Below are 17,989 nucleotides of genomic sequence, written 5' to 3' on the forward strand. Positions count from 1 at the left end.
GCCGCGAACCCGGTCACTCCGGGCAACTTCACCGGCTTCGGCTTCGACCAGTGCCAGGCGCCGTCGCAGACCGCGATGGACCGCTGGTGGGCGGACTCGAACTTCACCGGCGTGGGCATCTACATCGCCGGTAAGTCGCGCGCCTGTCGGGTCCAGACGTACCTCTCGGCGACCTGGGTGCGCAACCAGCAGGCCCGCGGCTGGCGGCTGCTGCCGATCACCCTCGGCCCGCAGGCCTCGTGCAACCCGCGCTATCCGCGCTACGGCGACGACCCGAAGATCAACCCTGACCCGGCCGACGGCTACTGGGCGGCGAGGCGTCAGGCGATCAACGAGGCCAATGCGGCGGTCACCGCCGCCAAGGGCTACGGGATCGCGGCCGGCAGCACGTTGTTCTACGACCTGGAGGCCTTCGACATCTCCAACCGGCTCTGCCGTGAGTCGGCGATGTGGTTCATCTCGGCGTGGAGCTACCGGATCAAGGTGCTGGGCTACCGCTCGGCGATGTACTCGAGCGCCGCCTCGGGGATCAAGGCGATCTACGACGTCTGGCGCGCCCAGCCGAGCGGGTTCACCTATCCCGCCGACCTGTGGATCGCCGACTGGGACGGCAAGGCGAACACCTCGACGACGTACATCCCCGATTCGGTCTGGAGCGACCACGACCGGGTCAAGCAGTATCGCGGCGGCCACGACGAGACCCACGGCGGCGTCACGATCAACATCGACTCCGACTATCTCGACGTCGGCCGCGGCTCCCACGCCCCGCCGGTGGTCCGGTGCGGTGGCGTACGCGTCGACTTCGACTACTACCCCGACCTGCGCCCGGCGACGTCGACCTACACGCCTCCCGCGTCGTACGTGAAGGCGCTCAAGTGCATGCTCAGCACCCGCGGCAGCTTCGACGGCGTGATGAGCGGCTACTACGGCTCCGCGCTCCGCGCCGCCGTCCACAGCTGGCAGCGTACGCACGGCCTGGCCGTCCGCGACCTGTGGTCCCGGGGCGCCTGGAAGACGCTGTGGGCCGCCAACCGGCACCCGATCCTGAAGCGCGGCTCCGCCGGCGACCAGGTCCGCGACCTCCAGCGGGCCCTCAACTCCACCACCCGCACCGAGGAACGGGTCAAGGTCACCGGGGTCCTCGACTGGAACACCCACGTCGGCCTGGTCGCCTACCAGCGGCGCCTCGGGCGCTCCGTCAACGGCTTCGCGACGGCGGTCACCTGGTACGACCTGTCTCGGGGTCGCTGAGGCGAGAGGTCAGGCGAACGCCTTCTCCGCAAGGGAGGTGAAGAAGCCCAGCCCGTCAAGACCCGAGCCGGTGAGGGTCTCGACCGCGTGCTCGGGATGGGGCATCAGGCCGACGACGTTGCCGGCCTCGTTGGTGATGCCGGCGATGTCGTTGACCGAGCCGTTGGGGTTGACGTCGAGGTAGCGCGCGACGACGCGACCCTCGTCCTCGAGCCGCTTGATGGTGTCGGCGTCGGCGACGTACTGCCCCTCGCCGTTCTTCAGCGGGACCACGATCTCCTGGTCCCTGGTGAACGCGGAGGTCCAGGCGGTCGAGCTGTTCTCGATGCGCAGCTTCTGGTCGCGGCAGATGAACTTGAGGTGATCGTTGCGCAACAGACCGCCGGGGAGCAGGTGGGACTCCACGAGCATCTGGAAGCCGTTGCAGATGCCGAGGACCGGGAGACCCTTCTGCGCACCCTCGATGACCTCGGTCATGATCGGGGCGAAGCGCGAGATGGCGCCGCAGCGCAGGTAGTCACCGTAGGAGAAGCCGCCCGGCAGGATCACCGCGTCGACGCCCTGCAGGTCGTGGTCGCCGTGCCAGAGCGCGACGGCCTCGTTACCACCGATGCGTACGGCGCGCTGCGCGTCGACGTCGTCGAGGGTGCCCGGGAAGGTGATGACGCCGATCTTCACTTGGCCTTCTCCTGGACCGGCTCTTCCACGCGGACGACGTAGTTCTCGATCACCGTGTTGGCCAGGAAGGTCTCGGCCAGCTTCTCGATCTGGGCGAGCGCATCGTCGGTGATCTCGGGGATCTCCAGCTCGAACCGCTTGCCCTGACGGACCTCGGTGACCCCGGTGAACCCGAGCCGCGGCAGGGCGCCGAGCACGGCCTTCCCCTGCGGGTCGAGAATCTCGGGCTTGGGCATGACGTCGACGACAACGCGAGGCATGGCTGCAGTCTAGGTGGGCCATACGCCGCTCACCTAAACCGTTGGCTATCGGCCATCTCGGCCTTTGCCGTCGGTCCTCGTGCGCCATCTGCTGATCGATATCACGCCGTTGCGTACGTCACCCGCTTTCCGCCGGTTCTTCCTCGGACGCGCGGTCTCGGGGCCCGGCGGGCAGATCATCGGCGTCGCGGTGATGTACCAGGTCTGGGAGGCGACCCACAGCCCGTTCTGGTCCGGCAGCGTGGCACTCGCGCAGCTGGTCCCGATGCTCACCATCGGGCTCTGGGCGGCTCCGTGGCGGACCGGGTCGACCGCCGCTCGATCCTGATGACCACGACCGTCGTCCAGCTCACACTGCCCTGCTGCTGGCCACCCAGGCCGCGTGGCTCGTCACATCGCTGGCATCGCTCGGGGCGTCGACCTGGCGGCGACTCTCCTGGCCATACCGGTGAGCCTGTTCCCGCTGGTCAACGAGGAGAGGTTCGGTGGCGACCCGCGTACGCTCGGGCAGTTCCTCACCGCGATCGCGGTCGGCAGCGTCGCGGCCTCCGTCGTATCGGGCTCGGTCACCCGGCGCAGCCGGCCGGGCGGGATCACGATCGGCGCCGGCGGACCCGAGCTAGGCGTCGCGGGCCACCTGGTCGTCGACGCTCGCGGCGCCTTGACGAGCTCTGGGTGCGGCCCGGACGTGAGCGCGTTCCCCTTGTTTGCCGATCAAGCTGAGGTACTCCACCGGCCCCGAGCTGGTGGCTCCGAACCAGTGCGGCGTGCGGGTGTCGAACTCCGCTGCTTCACCGGGCTCGAGGATCAGGTCGTGCTCGCCCAGGACGAGCCGGAGCCTGCCGTTGAGGACGTACACCCAGTCGTATCCCTCATGGGTACGCAGGTCTGGGTGGGCGTCGTCGCGACCGGTGGGAAGGACGAACTTGTAGGCCTGAATACCTCCCGGCCTCCGAGTCAGAGGCAGGATCACGGAGCCGTCCGCGCAGGCGATGGGTCGCAGGTTGATGCGCGGATTGCCGGTAGGTGGTGCATCGACGAGGTCGTCGAGGGTGACGCCATAGGCCCGCGCCAGAGGGAGCAGCTGTTCCAGGGTGGGGCGGCGCAGGCCGGCCTCGAGCCGGGACAGCGTGCTGGTCGAGATCCCGGTCTCTTCAGCCAAGTGACTGAGGGTGATGTCACGACGCTGGCGCAGCTGCTTCAGTCGTGGCCCCACCGCGTCGAGAGTGCGATCGGTCGAGTCATCCATGGTCACAGATTGCCATTCGGCAACAACGTTTGCGAATCCGCACCGGACTCCGGACCATCGAATCCAGCGACAAGCAGGATCTGAAAGGAAGTCCATTGAGCACCAATCCACCGATCGTCAGCACCGGTCCAGGCGACCCGGTCGAGGAAGACGACCCGACCATTCATGACGCGCGGCAGCGCCGCGCGATCCTGATCGCGGTCTGCATCGCGCTGATGGCAGTCATCGCCTCGGTCACCGGCCTCAACGTGGCCCAGCCCGATCTGGCCGTCGAGTTCGACGCCTCGCAGAGCACCGTGCTGTGGTTCATCAACCTCTATACGATCAGCCTCGCCGCGCTGCTGCTGCCGCTGGGCGCCCTCGGTGACCGGATCGGCCGCAAACCGGTGTTGCTCGTCGGCCTGATGATCTTCGGTGCGGCGAACCTGGCCGCCGGGTTGGCCACCTCCTCGGAGATGATGCTCGCCTCACGATTCCTCTCCGGCGTGGGCGCGGCCATGATCATGCCGGTCACCCTCGCAGTGATCACCTCGACCTTCCCCGAGGAGGAACGCGCCAAGGGAATCGGCGTGTGGACCGGCGTCGCGGGCGGTGGCGGAATCCTCGGCATGTACCTGTCCGCGCTGCTCGTGGACGTCGCCACCTGGCGCTGGCTCTTCGCCCTGCCGGTCGTGCTCGTTCTGGTTGCGGTCGCGATGATCGTGCGCTCGGTGCCCAACTCGCGCGAGCACACCAGGCACGGATTCGACATGGTGGGGTCGACCACCTCCGTCCTCGCCGTACTCGGACTGATCTTCGCCCTCCATGAGGGTCCGGTGCACGGCTGGACCGAACCTGCGACCATGATCGGCCTCATCGGTGGCATCATCGCTGCCGTCGCGTTCGTCGCCTGGGAGCTGCGCCAGACGGCACCCCTGCTCGACGTCCGGCTCTTCGTAGAGCGGAGTCTGGCCGGCGGATCGGTGACGCTGCTGCTGGTCTTCGGCGTGCAGGCCGGGATCTTCGTGGTGCTCTTCCCGTTCCTCCAGGCGGTGCTCGGGTGGTCAGCACTGCGCGCCACGTTGGCGATGATGCCGATGGCGTTGCTGATGATGCTCGCCTCCGGCCTCGCCCCACAGGTCGCCGCCCGCATCGGAGCCCGGGTCACCATGGCTACCGGCATTCTCCTCGTCGGCACCGGGCTCGCCCTCATGGCCAGCCTGGTCTCCGTCGAAGGTGGCTACCTCGCGGTGCTGCCCGGCATGCTCGCCATGGGCCTCGGCATGGGCCTGTCCATGACGCCAGCCACCGAGGCGATCACCGGCTCACTGCCCCGCGAACGTCAAGGCGTCGCATCCGCCCTCAACGACGTGACGCGCGAGCTCGGCACCGCACTGGGCATCGCCCTCCTCGGAGCCGGCCTGTCCGCCGGTTACAAGGGCGCGATCGACGATCACCTCGACGGAGTTCCGGACGACGTCGCGGACTCCGCCCGCGAAGGCGTCGCGAACGCCATCGCCGCCGCCGGTGGCGCCGGCGACCAGGCCTCTGCCGTGGTCCGTGCCGCACAGGAATCATTCGTCGCGGGGTGGCAGGACGCGATGTGGGCCGGAGCAGCGGTGATGGCCGTCCTGTTCGTCTACGTCCTTGCCCGTGGCCCTCGGCCGGCAGTCGAGCCCGAGCCAGCCGACCAGGTCACCGAGGTTCATCGGTGATCCATGTCGAAGGTCGCAGCCACTGAGTGACTGCGACCTTCGAGGTACGGCGGCTGCCGGCGTACGGGATGTGCTACTTGAGCTCGCGCTTGAGGATCTTCCCGGTGGCGGTCATCGGCAGGGCGTCGACGATCTCGACGATGCGCGGGTACTTGTAGGCCGCCATCTGGTCCTTGCTCCACTCGACGATCTCCTCGGGCGTGGCCGAGGCGCCGGGCTTGAGCACGAGGACGGCCTTGATCTCCTCACCGTGGGAGTCGTGCGGGACGCCGATGACGGCGGCCAGCGACACCGCCGGGTGGGTGAGCAGGACCTCCTCGATCTCGCGCGGGTAGACGTTGAAGCCGCCGCGGATGATGAGCTCCTTGGCGCGGTCGACGATGTAGTACCAGCCGTCCTCGTCGCGCTTGGCGAGGTCGCCGGAGCGGAACCAGCCGTCCTCGGTGAGCACCTCGGCGGTCGCCTCGGGACGGTTGTAGTAGCCCTTGAAGATGTTGTGGCCCTTGATCGCGATCTCGCCGATCGCGTCGGGGGTCCACTCGATCTCGTCCCAGGAGGCGGGCTCGATGAGCTTCATCTCGACACCGGGGATCGGAATGCCGATCGAGCCGGGGCGTACGGGCTGGCCGTACTCCGAGAAGGAGGCCACCGGGGAGGTCTCGGAGAGGCCGTAGCCCTCGAGGATGGTCACACCGAAGCGCTTCTCGAACTCCTTGTGGATCTCGACCGGGAGGGCCGAGCCACCGGCGGCGGCGACGCGCAGGTTCTTGGCGAGCGTGGCCACGTCGATGTCCTCGGAGAGGGCACCGAGCAGTCCCCAGTACATCGTCGGCACACCCGCGAAGAAGCTCACGCTCTCCTTGAGCATGGTCGCGAGCGCGGCCGCCGCGTCGAAGCGGGGCAGCAGCACGACGGTGCCACCGAAGGCGATCGCGCCGTTCTGCACGACGGTCTGACCGAACGCATGGAAGAGCGGCAGCACGGCCAGGTAGGTGTCGGGCCGGTCGGCGGAGGCACCGAAGAGCTCGGCACCGGCCAGCGCGTTGTCGCGCATGTTGCGGTGACGCAGCTCGGCGCCCTTGGGCTGCCCGGTGGTGCCGGAGGTGTAGAGGATGACCGCGGTGTCGTCCTCGTCGGTCGCCACGGTGTCGAAGGTCGGCGGCTGGGTGCCGATGCCCTGGCCCAGCGTGGGGACGCCCTCGATCGGCGAGGCCGCGGTCGGGTCGGCGGTGATCAGGAAGAAGTTCTCGATCCCGGCCTCCTGCGCGCCCGCGTGCGCCTCGGCGCCGATGGCGAGCTCCGGCGTGCCCTCGAAGGCGAAGAGGGCCTTCGCGTCGGAGTCCTGGAGGTGGTAGGCCACCTCGCGCCCCTTGAGCAGCACGTTGAGCGGCACCACGGTGGCCCCGGCCTTGAGGATGCCGAAGTAGACCATCGTGAAGTAGGGCAGGTTCGGGCTCATCAGGGCGACCCGGTCGCCCGCACCGATGCCCTTGCTCGCCAGCAGGTTCGCGACCTGGTTGGCGGCTCCGTTGACCTGGGCGTAGTTCAGACGGATGTCACCCAGCACGATCGCGGTGCGCTCGGGATAGTTCGCCGCGGAGTCTTCGAGCAGCGAAGCGAGGTTGTACGTGGACACTTGGCCTCCAGTGGTGTGCGTGTTACGCGTCACAACCTACCCGCAAGTAGGACCCCAGGAAACAGAGTCTCGATTTTAGTGCGACACGCGTCCCTGAAACTTTGCCTGCCGTTCGTCAGAAGCGGTGGCCGGTGAGCTTCTCGTACGCCTCGACGTACTTCGCCCGCGTGCGCGCGACGATCTCCTCGGGCAACTCCGGCGGCGGACCACCGGCGGCCCGGTCCCAGCCGGACTCGGGCGAGAGCAGCCAGCGGCGGATCACGTCCTTGTCGAAGCTGGGGATCGCGGAACCCGGGTGCCACTGCGCCGCATCCCAGTAGCGGGAGGAGTCCGGAGTGAGGACCTCGTCGGCGAGCACGATCGTGCGGATGCCAAGGTCGTCCTGGCGTACGCCGAACTCGAACTTCGTGTCGGCCAGGATCAGGCCGCTGCCGCGGGCGATCTCGTCGGCGCGCTGGTAGACGGCGAGGGTCAGCCGGCGCACCGCCGCGGCGTCGTCCTCACCGATCAGCCGGGAGATGTATTCGTAGGTGACGTTCTCGTCGTGGTCGCCGAGCTCGGCCTTGGTGGCCGGAGTGAAGATCGGCGGGGTGAGCCGGGAGCCGTCGACCAGACCGGCGGGCAGGCGGATGCCGCAGACCTCGCCGGTGGCCTCGTACTCACGCAGGCCCGAGCCGGTCAGATAGCCGCGGGCGACGCACTCGACCGGCAGCATGTGGAGCTTCTGGGCGACCACCGCACGCCCTTCGACGGCCGCGGGGACGTCGGTCGAGATGACGTGGGTCGGCACCAGGTCCTCGAACTGCTCGAACCACCACAGCGACAGCTTCGTGAGAATCTCGCCCTTGTCCGGGATCACCGTGTCGAAGACGTGGTCGAAGGCCGAGATGCGGTCGCTGGCGACCATCAGGAGCTGGCCCGCGTAGGGACCCTCCTCCAGCTCGTAGAGGTCGCGCACCTTGCCGGAGTGGAGGTGCTTCGCGCCCGGGATCGCCGGCGCCGGAGGGATGTTGAGTTCAGCCACGGGATCAGCCTAAGAGATGGTCCACCGAGGGGTGTAACACGCTGTTCGTGGAGCTACTCGCCCTACCGGAACGACCGGCTGGTCCCACGAACAGCGTGTTACAGCGTCGCTCGCTGTGGCAGAGTTTCGAGCCATGGCCGAGACAGCTGATCAGATCTACGCCCGCGTCCAGGCCGGCGGTGACCTGCCCGCCCCGAGCATCACCGATTGGGACATCTTTCCGTGGGTCGTACGCGACGGGCAGATCGCCCCGAAGCCCCTCGCTCCCCCGGCTCCCGAGGAGCCGCGCTCGGGTGAGGACGGCGTCGACTGCAAGCTGTGCGGCACCGACCTGCCCGGCGTGATCTGGCAGGACGAGAGCTGGCGGGTGAAGCACCTGAAGCAGTCGGGCCTCCCGCTGGTGCTGATCCTCGAGCCGCTCGAGCACTACGACCTACCTGATCTCGACGAGCACCAGGCGGCGGAGTTCGGCGTTCTCACCGTGCGGCTCGTCCGGATCATCGAGAGCCTGCCCAACATCGCCCGCTGCCACGCGATGCGTATCGGGGACGGCGCCGAGCACCTGCACATGTGGTTCCTGGCTCGTCCGCAGGACCTGCTCTCCGTACGCGGCAGCTTCTCGCCCGACTGGGACGACATCCTCCCGCCCGGCCCCGCGGAGATCTGGCGCGCCGACCTCGCCGAGGTCGCCCGCAAGCTCGCCACCCACGGCGGGGAGGCCCTGATCTGATGTCGCCGGCGGTCCGGTTCGACGAGGCGGACGTACGCCGTCTGCTGGACGTCATCGAGCAGGACATCGTCCCGCTGACCCGTGTCGGCGTGGCCGTAGGCAACAAGATCTTCGGCGGCGCGATCGCCCACCCCTGACAAGATGCCCGGGATCAGTGGCTGCTGCGCCAGCGCAGCAGCCCGGCGGTCGCGGAGAGCAGCACGACGACGGCACCGTAGGCGTACGTCGTGGCCGCGAGACCGATCTCCGGCGTCAGCAGACCGGCGATGACGGCGGGGACACCGAAGGCCAGGTAGGACACGATGAAGATCACCGCGAAGACCTCGGCCCGCTCATGGGCGGGGAGGAGCGGCATGATCGAGCGCAGGATCCCGAAGAAGGCAGTGCCGAAGCCCGTGCCCGCCACGACCACGGCGGCGAGGTAGGCCGTCGCCGAGCCGGACAGCAGGGCGAGCAGGCTGAGCACGGTGCCGACGGCGAGCGCGGTCGTGCCGTAGAGCGTCGTCGCCCGCGCCGAGCGGTTCCGGAAGACGTACGCAGCCACCGCCCCGGCACCGGCGAGGAATCCGATGGCCAGCCCCTGGAGGACATGGCTGTGGGCACCCAGCTCGGTGCGTACGATCGCGGCGCCGAGGGAGAGGAAGAGGCCACCGGTGGCCCAGCCGGCGAAGATCGCCGGGGCGCTGCTGGCGAGCAGGCCCCGGATCGCGGGAGGCACGGCGATCCGCGGACGCAGCGAGGTGAGCAGGCCGTCGTGGCGAGGGGCCGTCTCCGGAGTGAGCCACACGCCTGCCGCGAGCAGGAGCGACAGCACCACCAGGGCGTCGAAGACGATGATCCGCGCGTCCCCGCTCACCTGCAGGACCACACCGGAGACGACGGCACCCACGGCCAGACCGACCATCGGCGCGACCGCGTTGACCACCGCCGCCGAACCGGGCCGCGAGGGCCGCTCGAAGTCGGCCACGGCGGCAGACAGGGTCGAGAGCAGGAGTCCGCTGGCGACGCCCTGCAGGATGCGCGCCTCGAAGAGGAGGGCGGCAGCGTCGGCGCTCCGGAAGAGCGCGAAGCTGGCGGCCAGCAGCAGGAACCCGACCGTGACCACCGGGCGACGGCCGACGTGGTCGGAGACCGAGCCGAGCACGAGCAGGGTGACCAGCAGCGCGACGGCGTAGACCGCGAAGACCGCCGTCATCACCCAGGGCTGCAGACCGAGACCCACCTGGAGGTCCGGATAGAAGGGCGAGGGCGCACTGGCCCCGGCCATCATCAGCACGACCGCCCCGAGCGCCACTCCGGCCCCGAGCCGCCGCCCCGAGACGACGTCCGTCGTCGTCCCGCTCATCACCTCTGCCGACATCACCACTCCATCCATCGTTCGAATTTTTTCGAACTATTTAGGAGAGTACGTGCCTTCCGACGACTGTGCAACTATTATCGAACCATGAGTTCTTCCCCGAACCTCCCGCATCCCGATCGGTCGGAGATCTCACTGACGTCCGTGCTCTTCGCGCTCAGCGACCCCGAGCGCCTGGCGATCGCGCGCCAGCTGGTCGACGGTCCCCTCGACATGGCGGAGTGCCACCTGAGCAACCCGGACGTGCCGAAGTCGACCAAGTCGCACCTGATGAAGGTGCTGCGTACGTCCGGGGTGGTCCGCAACGAGGCCAACGGCCGGGGCCGCCGCCTCTCCCTGCGGCGCGAGGATCTCGACGCACGCTTCCCCGGGCTCCTCGATGCCGTCCTCTCCGCGGCGGACGGCAACGCGAAGCCCTAGCGACGCCAGGGCGCCGGGCGCCCGTGCAGGAACCACTCCATGTTGCGGGTGATCCACGGCAGCCCGAAGTAGGTCATGAACGGCAGCGTCACGGCCATCACCCCGAGCACCTTGAGCGGCAGCTCCCAGCCCTCGACGAGCGGCCCGAGCAGCCAGTTGGCGAGCACGCTGACCGGGTAGAACATCAGGAAGATCGTGATCGTCTGCTTCCACCGCGGTGGAGCCGTCGCGACGCCGGAGACCTGCTCGACGTCGTAGGTGCTGGGCGGGTCGAACCAGCCCTCGATCCCGGTGCGCCGCTCGACCCGGGTCTCCTCCACGAACGGCTCGCCCGCACCCAGCCACCAGCCGCGCTGGCGACTGTTGTCCCAGCGCCCCAGGGTCTCGTGGGAGTCGAACCGGTAGAGCAGGTGCCACTGGTCGGAGTCCGGCGCCGGCCGCACCCAGCCGGCCCCGAGGAAGCCGGGGAACTCGCTGGCCAGCCGGATCCCCGCCTGCATCCAGGCGACCATCTCGTCGCGACGCTCCACGGAGACTCGACGGGCGATGGTCACGGTTACCGGCTCGGACATGCCGTCCATCGTCGCAGGCACGTACGCCGCATCCCCAGCCCTCGCATAGGTTTGCGGCATGTCTGTGGTGAAGATCAATGCAATCCAGGTTCCGGAGGGTGCCGGCGCGGAGCTCGAGAAGCGGTTCGCGGCCCGTGCCGGGGCGGTCGAGAAGTCGCCGGGCTTCCTCGGTTTCCAGCTGCTGCGCCCGGTGGCCGGCGATGACCGCTACTTCGTGGTCACCCACTGGGACTCCGAGGAGTCCTTCGCGGCCTGGCGCGACGGGGACGCCCGAGCCGCCCACGCGACCCCACCGGGCGAGGCGCCGCGCAAGCCGGTCTCCACCGGCGCTGACCTGCTGGAGTTCGAGGTCGTGCTGGACGTCAAGCCGGCCTGACGTCGGAGACGCCGGGGATGCTGACCCCGCCCCGGCGCACCAAGGACTGCTCACCCCGCTGGACGACCTTGTAGAAGTGCTCGCTCCGCCCGCGCAGCAGCGGCGTGGGCCCGAGGAGCGAGAGACGGCCGTGGGCGAGACGGCTGGCGGTGCGTACGGCCCGCCAGCGCGCCTCGTCCGCGGCCGACCACGGGATGCCGTAGTGCTCGCGGACGAGCGGCGGGAGGCTGCCCTGGACGACGGTGCGGAGCGTCTCGTTGGTCGGTGGCCCGCCGGGCAGGTGGTAGCCGGCGGTGCCGGCGATGTGGCGTCCGACCAGGCGCGCCTCGTCGACGAGATACGGCTCGTCCGAGGAGAGCCAGGCGTCGAAGCGGCGGCGGAAGTCGGGATAGGACGCCGGCGCGGCTTCGGGAGGCATGCCGAAGAGACCGGCCCAGGTCACGAACCCGTCGAAGAGCTCCTCGCGCTCGTCCGGACGGAGGGGGCGCACCAGGGCGTCGTACATGAACTCGACCGAGTCGAGCGCGAAGGCCGCCGTCCACCACATCAGCCCGGGGTCGGTGGCCGAGTAGTGCGCGCCGACGGGATGGGCCGGCCCACCGTCGACCGCCATCGTCCCGTCGACGGGGACATGGCGCCTCGCGGTGAACGCCAGGGCTCGGTCGGCCTCCTCCGTGGTGCCGAGGAAGACCGTCTCCATCAGCCGGGCGGTCAACGCGAGCCTCGTGTAGGGCGTCACCCGGTGCACCGTGTGCTGGGCGGTGCCGACGAAGAGCCGGGGGTGCAGCCCGCCGAGCACCAGCGCCCGCTGACCCCAGGTCAGCCCGACGGCGCGTTGGCGCATCGCGCGGACGACCATCGAGTCGGCGGCGAAGTACCCGGCCATGTCGACAGTCTGCCACCGTGCGGTGGAGGCCGCCGAGGATCAGGCCGGCTGGAGAGCCGGGACGACGTGCTCCCTGGTCAGCGGGGCGAAGTGGGCCCCCTCGGTGATCTCCGCGAGCGTCGCCCAGCGCAGCTCTGCGATCTCGGCGGCCACGTCGGGCGTCACCTCACCGGCCCAGGTGAACACCGTCGAGCGCACCAGGTGACCCGGCTCGTTGGCGGCGTCGGCCTCGAACTCACCGAGCAGGGTGAGGTCCTCGACCCGAAGACGTACGCCGAGCTCTTCGGCCACCTCGCGGACGGCCGCCTGCGCGGCCGTCTCCCCGGGCTCCAGCTTCCCGCCGGGGAGCATGAAGCTCGAGGTGCCGTGCTTGCGGACGGTCAGCATCCGCCCCTCACCATCCCGGAAGACGACCGCCGCGACGGTGATCACCGGGCCCGTCACCGGGCTCAGAGGATCTCCCCCGGCACGTAGGCCGCGGCCTCCGGGTGGCGGGCGATGACGGCCTCTACGCGGCGTACGACCTCTTGGACCTGCGCGACGGCAGCACCGGTGAACTCGATCGGCTCGGCGACGAGCGACTGGATCTGGTCCTCGGTCAGACCGAGGCGCGGGTCGGCGCCCAGCTTGGCGAAGACGTCGTTCTCGGCCTGGCCCTTGCGCATCGACAGCGCGGTGCCGACGGCGGCCTCCTTGATCGCCTCGTGAGCCTCCTCCCGGCCGACGCCGTTGCGCACGGCAGCCATCAGGACCTTGGTGGTCGCCAGGAAGGGCAGGTAGCGGTCGAGCTCGCGCTGGATCACGGCCGGGAAGGCACCGAACTCGTCGAGCACGGTGAGGAAGGTCTGGAAGAGGCCGTCGGCGGCGAAGAAGGCGTCGGGGAGCGCGACGCGGCGCACGACCGAGTCGGAGACGTCACCTTCGTTCCACTGGTCGCCGGCCAGCTCGGAGATCATCGACAGGTAGCCGCGCAGCACGACCGAGAGGCCGTTGACCCGCTCGGTGGAGCGCGAGTTCATCTTGTGGGGCATCGCGCTGGAGCCGACCTGGCCCTCCTTGAAGCCCTCGGTGACCAGCTCGTTGCCGGCCATCAGCCGGATCGTGGTCGAGAGGTTGGAGGGACCGGAGACCAGCTGGACCAGCGCCGAGACGGCGTCGAAGTCGAGCGAGCGCGGGTAGACCTGGCCGACGCTGGTGAAGACGTTGTCGAAGCCGAGGTGGGCCGCGACCCGCTCCTCGAGCGCGGCGAGCTTGCCGGCGTCACCGTCGAGCAGGTCGAGCATGTCCTGGGCGGTGCCCATCGGCCCCTTGATCCCGCGCAGCGGGTAACGCACGATGAGCTCCTCGACCCGCTGGAGGCCGACGAGCATCTCGTCGGCAACGGTCGCGAACCGCTTGCCGAGCGTCGTCGCCTGGGCGGCGACGTTGTGGCTGCGGCCGGCCATGACGGTGGTCTCGTGCTCGGTCGCGAGCCGCGCCAGACGGGCCAGCGTCGCGACGGCGCGGTCGCGGATCACCTTCAGGGACGAGAGCACCTGGAGCTGCTCGACGTTCTCGGTGAGGTCGCGGCTGGTCATGCCCTTGTGGATGTGCTCGTGGCCGGCCAGCGCGGCGAACTCCTCGATCCGCGCCTTCACGTCGTGGCGGGTCACCCGCTCACGGGCCGCGATCGAGTCGAGGTCGACGTCCTCGACGACCTTCTCGTACGCCTCCACGACCCCGTCGGGGACGTCGATGCCGAGATCCTTCTGAGCCTTGAGCACCGCGATCCAGAGCTGGCGCTCCAGCACGATCTTGTGCTCGGGACTCCAGATCCCGGCGAGGTCGGCAGCGGCATAGCGGTTGGCGAGGACGTTGGGCACCACAGTCACGGTGGACATTCTCCCATGTCCGATGCTCACCCCCACTAACGTGGCGGTATGGCTCTGCAGATCCTCGCCAGCCGGCCCGACCCGGCGATCTACACCCTGCCCTGGTCGCGGGCTCTGGAGGACTGGCCGGACGACGTCGTGGTGCCGCTGACCCGCGGTTTGAGCCGGCACGTCGTACGCATCGTGCGCGTGCGCAACCATGTCTACGCCGTCAAGGAGACCCAGGCCGACATCGCGCGGCGGGAATACAACATGCTGCGCGAGCTGCAGCGTCTCGGCCTGCCGACGGTGGTCGCCAAGAGCGTCGTCACCGGCCGCAAGGACCACGACGGCAACGATCTCAACGCCGCCCTGATGACCGAGCACCTCACCTACTCGCTCCCCTATCGCGCCCTGTTCGAACGGGGCCTGGCCGCCGACCGGCTCCCGAGCCTGATCGACGCCCTCGTCGTCCTGCTCGTACGCCTCCACCTGGCCGGCTTCTACTGGGGCGACGTGTCCTTGTCGAACGTCCTCTTCGTCCGCGACGCGAACGGGTTCGCCGCCTACCTGGTCGACGCCGAGACCGGGGAGCTGAAACCCGAGCTCTCCGACCGGCTGCGGGAGTACGACCTCGACGTCGCCTACCAGAACATCTACGGCGAGCTGCTGGACCTGCAGGCGAGCGAGTCGCTGCCGGAGGCGTTCCCGATCGACGCGATCGTCGAGCGGCTGCAGACCCGCTACGCCGCGCTGTGGCGCGAGCTCACCGAGGAGCAGGTCTTCTCCGCCGAGGAGATGTGGCACATCGAGCAGCGCATCGAGCGCCTGCACGACCTCGGCTTCGACGTCGAGGAGCTCGACATCACCACCAGCGAGGACGGCGACACGGTGGCCTTGCGGCCGCGGGTGGTCGAGCTGGGCCACCACCGCCGCGAGCTGCGTACGCTGACCGGGCTCGACGTCCAGGACGCCCAGGCACGACGGATCCTCAACGACATCTCTGCCTACCGCGCCACCCGTGAGCTCGGCGACCAGCCGATCGAGGTCGCCGCCGGCCGCTGGCTGCGCGAGATCTACGAGCCCATCGTCGCGATGCGCCCGCCCGGCGCCGCCGCCAAGCTCACCCCGGCGCAGATGTTCCACGAGATCCTGGAGCATCGCTGGGTGCTCTCCCAGTTCGCCGGCGAGTGGGTCAAGCTCATCAACGCCGCCGAGTCCTACTACGAGGACGTCATCCAGCACCGCCCCGACGAAGCGGTGACCCCGCCCGCCGAGGACTGAGTCTCGGGTCGTGAAGCTGGGAGTGACCTATGGACCACGCTCGGGTTCACAACCCCGTCGCGGCATAAGGTGGGCCCGTGAGGATCCTTGTCGTTGGCACCGGTGGTCGTGAGCACGCGCTCGCTCTGAAGCTCTCCCAGGAAGGGAACGAGGTGTATGCCGCGCCCGGGAACCCCGGGATCGCGGCGTTCGCCACGCTGCGGGAGGTGGACATCATGTCCGGCCCGGCGATCGCCTCCCTGGCCGGTGAGCTGGGCGTCGACCTGGTCGTCGTCGGACCCGAGGCGCCGCTGGTGGCCGGGGTCGCCGACGCGGTTCGTGAGGCGGGGATCGCCGTCTTCGGGCCGTCGGAGGCAGCCGCGCGGCTCGAGGGGTCGAAGGCGTTCTCCAAGGACGTGATGTCCGCGGCCGGGGTGCCGACCGCGGGCTCGCGGGTGGCGACCACGCCCGAGGAGGCGGCCGCCGCGCTGGACGAGTTCGGCGCGCCGTACGTCGTCAAGGACGATGCCCTTGCCGCGGGCAAGGGCGTCGTCGTGACGCGTGACCGCGAGGAGGCGCTGGCTCACGCGGCCGCCTGCGAACGGGTCGTCATCGAGGAGTTCCTCGACGGCCCCGAGGTATCGCTGTTCGCGATCTGCGACGGCACCCGGGCCTACGCGCTGCAGCCGGCGCAGGACTTCAAGCGGATCTTCGACGGCGGTAAGGGCGGCAACACCGGCGGCATGGGTGCCTACTCGCCGCTGCCGTGGGCGCAGCCCGACCTCGCCGACGTCGTGCTGGCGACCGTCGTGGAGCCGACGCTGGCCGAGATGGAGAAGCGTGGCGCCCCGTTCGTCGGGTGCCTCTACGTCGGCCTGTCCCTGACCGCCAAGGGCCCGAAGGTGATCGAGTTCAACTGCCGCTTCGGTGACCCCGACTCCCAGCCCGTGCTCGCGCTCCTGGAGTCCTCGCTCGGCGACCTGCTGTTCGCCGCTGCCACCGGCGCTCTGGACACCGTCGAGGCGCCGACCTTCTCAGACGGCGCCTCGGTCACCGTCGTGCTGGCCTCGGCCGGCTATCCGGAGTCCTCCTCGAAGGGCGACGTCATCACCGGCGTCGGCAACGCCAACTCGATCAACGACGTGGACGTGATCCACGCCGGCACCGCGATCGTCGACGCCTCCACGCCGGAGGAGCCCGACCACCGCCACCTGGTCACCGCGGGAGGCCGCGTCCTGGCGGTCCGAGCGACGGGCTACGACATCGACGACGCGCGCTCGCGGGCGTACGCAGCCGCCGACCTGATCACCTTCGACGGTCTTCAGCGGCGCTCCGACATCGCCGCCGAGCCGCTCGGTGTCGTCGAGGGCGCCTCGCTGCTTTGAGCATCGGCGTAGTCTGCCGAGCATGACCTGGGTCGTGTTCGGCGTCGCCGTCGTCGTCGTGCTCGGCCTGCTGATCGCGGCTTGCGACAAGGCACTGCGCTCCTCGCGCCGTGGCGTCTCCGCAGGGATCGGTGACGGCCTCGGCAACTTCATCGACGTCTTCGATCCCGGCAACGCCCGCGCCGCACGCGACCTCGAGGAGCAGGACAACGTCGGTCACGTGATCCCGTCGCCCGACGGTGACGATCCGCCTCACGGGGTCGACCTGAGGGCCGGGCGAGTCACCATTCGTCGCTCGGCGAGCTGAGGTCAAGCGGCAGCGGGGACGCCCAAGGCGACCAGGTCCCTGGCGACCTTCTCCGGCTCGTCCCGGAGCTCGCGGGCGGTGCACCGGACGATGATGCGATCCGTCGCCGCCAGCGCGCGCTGCCTCGCGAGGTCGTCCTCCCAGTGCTCGGCCTCCATGTGAAAGCCGCCGTCCACCTCCAAAACGAGAGTGCGCCCATCCCGGAGTCGCCACTCGCAGTCGGTGTAGCGAACCCGCCCGTCGGCATCCCGGCGCTTCACCTGACGGATGGGTATCGCCAGCCCGAAGCTGCGGCACATGCGCCTGACATCCATCTCCGCGAGCGACTGAGCGCCGCCCTCGATGTCCTCGATCGCTCGCCGCAAGGTCGCCGCGCGCCGCAGCGGCGCCAGTCGATCCAACCAGTCGAGCAGACTCTGGGAGCTGGTCAGCTGTTGTTGCACGACCGCAGCGAGCACGCCCTGCGCGGTCCGCTCCGACCTGTCGGCGGCGGCGAAGAGGAGCACCGCCGGTTCGATGCGACATCGCGGCGGCGACCCCACTGAACACAGCGAACGCCGACTCCGTACGTAGCGAACGCCCGAGAGGGCGCTGGGGCGTCCCCGTTCATACGGCACAAGGACGGTGAGCTCGTCCCTGTGCCAGTTCTGCAGGCCGGAGAGCGACGCCGCGGTGAGGGCGCCGGCCATCGCACCGGCGCCGGCGTGCAGCACCGCGTGCCAGACCCTCTGCTCCTCACCGAGTTCGCCGGTGGTCGTCGCGACGACGGTCGGCGACAGCAGCTGCCACCGTTCCGACGCGATCCGATGTGCGACGCTCCACCGCGTCATGCCGGCCTCGGCCAGCTGCGCCCGGGTGATCAATCCACCCTGCGCTCCAGCCACCGCACGCCACCCCTGCTCTCCCATACCCTCAAGAGACCCCAGACGTGGCAGTGCCGCAACGGCAAAGGGCGTGGGTTGTGGATAACCACGAGTTGTGGAGCTGTGAGTGGGCCCAAGAACACCCACAGCATAAAGACCGCAGGTGGGGGGGATTTTTTTTTCAGTGT

Annotated in this window: 21 protein-coding genes; 10 read left to right on the forward strand and 11 right to left on the reverse strand. The window is 69.4% G+C overall.

Annotated elements, in window-relative coordinates; genetic code table 11:
• Nucleotides 1–1,251 (forward strand): glycoside hydrolase domain-containing protein (locus ACFVJS_RS08905; RefSeq protein ID WP_378878550.1); only part of this gene is annotated, 1,251 nt, incomplete at its 5' end.
• Nucleotides 1,252–1,260: 9 nt separating this feature from the next.
• On the opposite strand, the gene purQ is transcribed toward ACFVJS_RS08905, so the two are convergent.
• On the reverse strand, nucleotides 1,261–1,929 hold the full coding sequence (gene purQ, locus ACFVJS_RS08910; RefSeq protein WP_378878553.1) for a phosphoribosylformylglycinamidine synthase subunit PurQ: 669 nt from the start codon (nucleotides 1,927–1,929) through the stop codon (nucleotides 1,261–1,263).
• The gene (purS, locus tag ACFVJS_RS08915; protein WP_378878555.1) at nucleotides 1,926–2,189 is read right to left on the reverse strand and encodes a phosphoribosylformylglycinamidine synthase subunit PurS; all 264 of its coding nucleotides are present in this window, start codon (nucleotides 2,187–2,189) and stop codon (nucleotides 1,926–1,928) included. The genes purQ and purS overlap by 4 nt, the downstream gene beginning before the upstream one ends.
• A 79-nt stretch (nucleotides 2,190–2,268) precedes the next feature.
• Between purS and ACFVJS_RS08920 the strand changes: the two genes are divergently transcribed.
• The gene (locus ACFVJS_RS08920) at nucleotides 2,269–2,517 is read left to right on the forward strand and encodes a hypothetical protein (protein WP_378878557.1); all 249 of its coding nucleotides are present in this window, start codon (nucleotides 2,269–2,271) and stop codon (nucleotides 2,515–2,517) included.
• 291 nt (nucleotides 2,518–2,808) lie between these two features.
• On the opposite strand, the gene ACFVJS_RS08925 is transcribed toward ACFVJS_RS08920, so the two are convergent.
• Nucleotides 2,809–3,438: a helix-turn-helix domain-containing protein gene (locus tag ACFVJS_RS08925; RefSeq protein WP_378878559.1), complete on the reverse strand. Its 630-nt coding sequence runs from the start codon at nucleotides 3,436–3,438 to the stop codon at nucleotides 2,809–2,811.
• A gap of 95 nt (nucleotides 3,439–3,533) precedes the next feature.
• Here ACFVJS_RS08925 and ACFVJS_RS08930 point away from each other — a divergent pair, with 95 nt between their 5' ends.
• The gene (locus ACFVJS_RS08930) at nucleotides 3,534–5,132 is read left to right on the forward strand and encodes an MFS transporter (RefSeq protein WP_378878561.1); all 1,599 of its coding nucleotides are present in this window, start codon (nucleotides 3,534–3,536) and stop codon (nucleotides 5,130–5,132) included.
• A gap of 73 nt (nucleotides 5,133–5,205) precedes the next feature.
• Here ACFVJS_RS08930 and ACFVJS_RS08935 read toward each other — a convergent pair whose 3' ends face one another.
• Both ACFVJS_RS08935 and ACFVJS_RS08940 read right to left on the reverse strand, forming a co-directional pair.
• A complete protein-coding gene (locus ACFVJS_RS08935; RefSeq protein ID WP_378878563.1) occupies nucleotides 5,206–6,768 on the reverse strand; it encodes a long-chain fatty acid--CoA ligase in 1,563 nt (520 codons plus the stop codon).
• Between the two features lie 115 nt (nucleotides 6,769–6,883).
• Nucleotides 6,884–7,792: a phosphoribosylaminoimidazolesuccinocarboxamide synthase gene (locus ACFVJS_RS08940; protein WP_378878564.1), complete on the reverse strand. Its 909-nt coding sequence runs from the start codon at nucleotides 7,790–7,792 to the stop codon at nucleotides 6,884–6,886.
• A gap of 133 nt (nucleotides 7,793–7,925) precedes the next feature.
• Here ACFVJS_RS08940 and ACFVJS_RS08945 point away from each other — a divergent pair, with 133 nt between their 5' ends.
• Nucleotides 7,926–8,522 carry a hypothetical protein gene (locus ACFVJS_RS08945; protein WP_378878566.1) on the forward strand — a complete coding sequence of 199 codons (597 nt, stop codon included), beginning with the start codon at nucleotides 7,926–7,928 and terminating at the stop codon, nucleotides 8,520–8,522.
• Nucleotides 8,522–8,659, forward strand: a complete 138-nt coding sequence (locus ACFVJS_RS08950; protein ID WP_378878568.1) for a hypothetical protein — start codon at nucleotides 8,522–8,524, stop codon at nucleotides 8,657–8,659. The genes ACFVJS_RS08945 and ACFVJS_RS08950 overlap by 1 nt, the downstream gene beginning before the upstream one ends.
• Nucleotides 8,660–8,673: 14 nt before the next feature.
• Here the strand turns inward: ACFVJS_RS08950 and ACFVJS_RS08955 are convergent, their stop codons facing one another.
• The gene (locus tag ACFVJS_RS08955) at nucleotides 8,674–9,897 is read right to left on the reverse strand and encodes an MFS transporter (RefSeq protein ID WP_378878569.1); all 1,224 of its coding nucleotides are present in this window, start codon (nucleotides 9,895–9,897) and stop codon (nucleotides 8,674–8,676) included.
• Nucleotides 9,898–9,966: 69 nt separating this feature from the next.
• Here ACFVJS_RS08955 and ACFVJS_RS08960 point away from each other — a divergent pair, with 69 nt between their 5' ends.
• Nucleotides 9,967–10,299, forward strand: a complete 333-nt coding sequence (locus ACFVJS_RS08960) for an ArsR/SmtB family transcription factor (protein WP_378878571.1) — start codon at nucleotides 9,967–9,969, stop codon at nucleotides 10,297–10,299.
• Here ACFVJS_RS08960 and ACFVJS_RS08965 read toward each other — a convergent pair.
• A complete protein-coding gene (locus tag ACFVJS_RS08965; RefSeq protein ID WP_378878573.1) occupies nucleotides 10,296–10,871 on the reverse strand; it encodes an antibiotic biosynthesis monooxygenase in 576 nt (191 codons plus the stop codon). The genes ACFVJS_RS08960 and ACFVJS_RS08965 overlap by 4 nt on opposite strands.
• 58 nt (nucleotides 10,872–10,929) lie before the next feature.
• Here ACFVJS_RS08965 and ACFVJS_RS08970 point away from each other — a divergent pair, with 58 nt between their 5' ends.
• Nucleotides 10,930–11,247, forward strand: a complete 318-nt coding sequence (locus ACFVJS_RS08970) for an antibiotic biosynthesis monooxygenase (protein WP_165111380.1) — start codon at nucleotides 10,930–10,932, stop codon at nucleotides 11,245–11,247.
• Here ACFVJS_RS08970 and ACFVJS_RS08975 read toward each other — a convergent pair.
• Genes ACFVJS_RS08975 through purB form a run of 3 tightly spaced genes read right to left on the reverse strand, consistent with a single transcriptional unit; the run spans nucleotide 11,234 to nucleotide 14,013 of the window.
• The gene (locus tag ACFVJS_RS08975; RefSeq protein ID WP_378878575.1) at nucleotides 11,234–12,133 is read right to left on the reverse strand and encodes an oxygenase MpaB family protein; all 900 of its coding nucleotides are present in this window, start codon (nucleotides 12,131–12,133) and stop codon (nucleotides 11,234–11,236) included. The two genes, ACFVJS_RS08970 and ACFVJS_RS08975, sit on opposite strands and share 14 nt — an antisense overlap.
• Before the next feature lie 39 nt (nucleotides 12,134–12,172).
• Nucleotides 12,173–12,577, reverse strand: a complete 405-nt coding sequence (locus tag ACFVJS_RS08980; RefSeq protein ID WP_378878577.1) for an NUDIX domain-containing protein — start codon at nucleotides 12,575–12,577, stop codon at nucleotides 12,173–12,175.
• A 5-nt stretch (nucleotides 12,578–12,582) separates the two neighbouring features.
• Complete coding sequence (gene purB, locus ACFVJS_RS08985; RefSeq protein WP_378878579.1) at nucleotides 12,583–14,013, reverse strand: adenylosuccinate lyase; 1,431 nt, start codon at nucleotides 14,011–14,013, stop codon at nucleotides 12,583–12,585.
• Nucleotides 14,014–14,052: 39 nt separating this feature from the next.
• Between purB and ACFVJS_RS08990 the strand changes: the two genes are divergently transcribed.
• The 3 genes from ACFVJS_RS08990 (at nucleotide 14,053) to ACFVJS_RS09000 (ending at nucleotide 16,938) form a co-directional block, all read left to right on the forward strand.
• Nucleotides 14,053–15,267 carry a DUF4032 domain-containing protein gene (locus ACFVJS_RS08990; RefSeq protein WP_378878581.1) on the forward strand — a complete coding sequence of 405 codons (1,215 nt, stop codon included), beginning with the start codon at nucleotides 14,053–14,055 and terminating at the stop codon, nucleotides 15,265–15,267.
• Between the two features lie 77 nt (nucleotides 15,268–15,344).
• Nucleotides 15,345–16,631 (forward strand): phosphoribosylamine--glycine ligase, encoded by a 1,287-nt coding sequence (gene purD, locus ACFVJS_RS08995; RefSeq protein WP_378878582.1) that lies wholly within the window; start codon nucleotides 15,345–15,347, stop codon nucleotides 16,629–16,631.
• 22 nt (nucleotides 16,632–16,653) lie between these two features.
• On the forward strand, nucleotides 16,654–16,938 hold the full coding sequence (locus tag ACFVJS_RS09000; protein WP_378878584.1) for a hypothetical protein: 285 nt from the start codon (nucleotides 16,654–16,656) through the stop codon (nucleotides 16,936–16,938).
• A 2-nt stretch (nucleotides 16,939–16,940) separates the two neighbouring features.
• Here ACFVJS_RS09000 and ACFVJS_RS09005 read toward each other — a convergent pair whose 3' ends face one another.
• Complete coding sequence (locus ACFVJS_RS09005; protein ID WP_378878586.1) at nucleotides 16,941–17,822, reverse strand: hypothetical protein; 882 nt, start codon at nucleotides 17,820–17,822, stop codon at nucleotides 16,941–16,943.
• Nucleotides 17,823–17,989 lie beyond the last annotated feature (167 nt).

Source organism: Nocardioides sp. NPDC057772 (genome assembly GCF_042798075.1).
Classification (GTDB): domain Bacteria; phylum Actinomycetota; class Actinomycetes; order Propionibacteriales; family Nocardioidaceae; genus Nocardioides.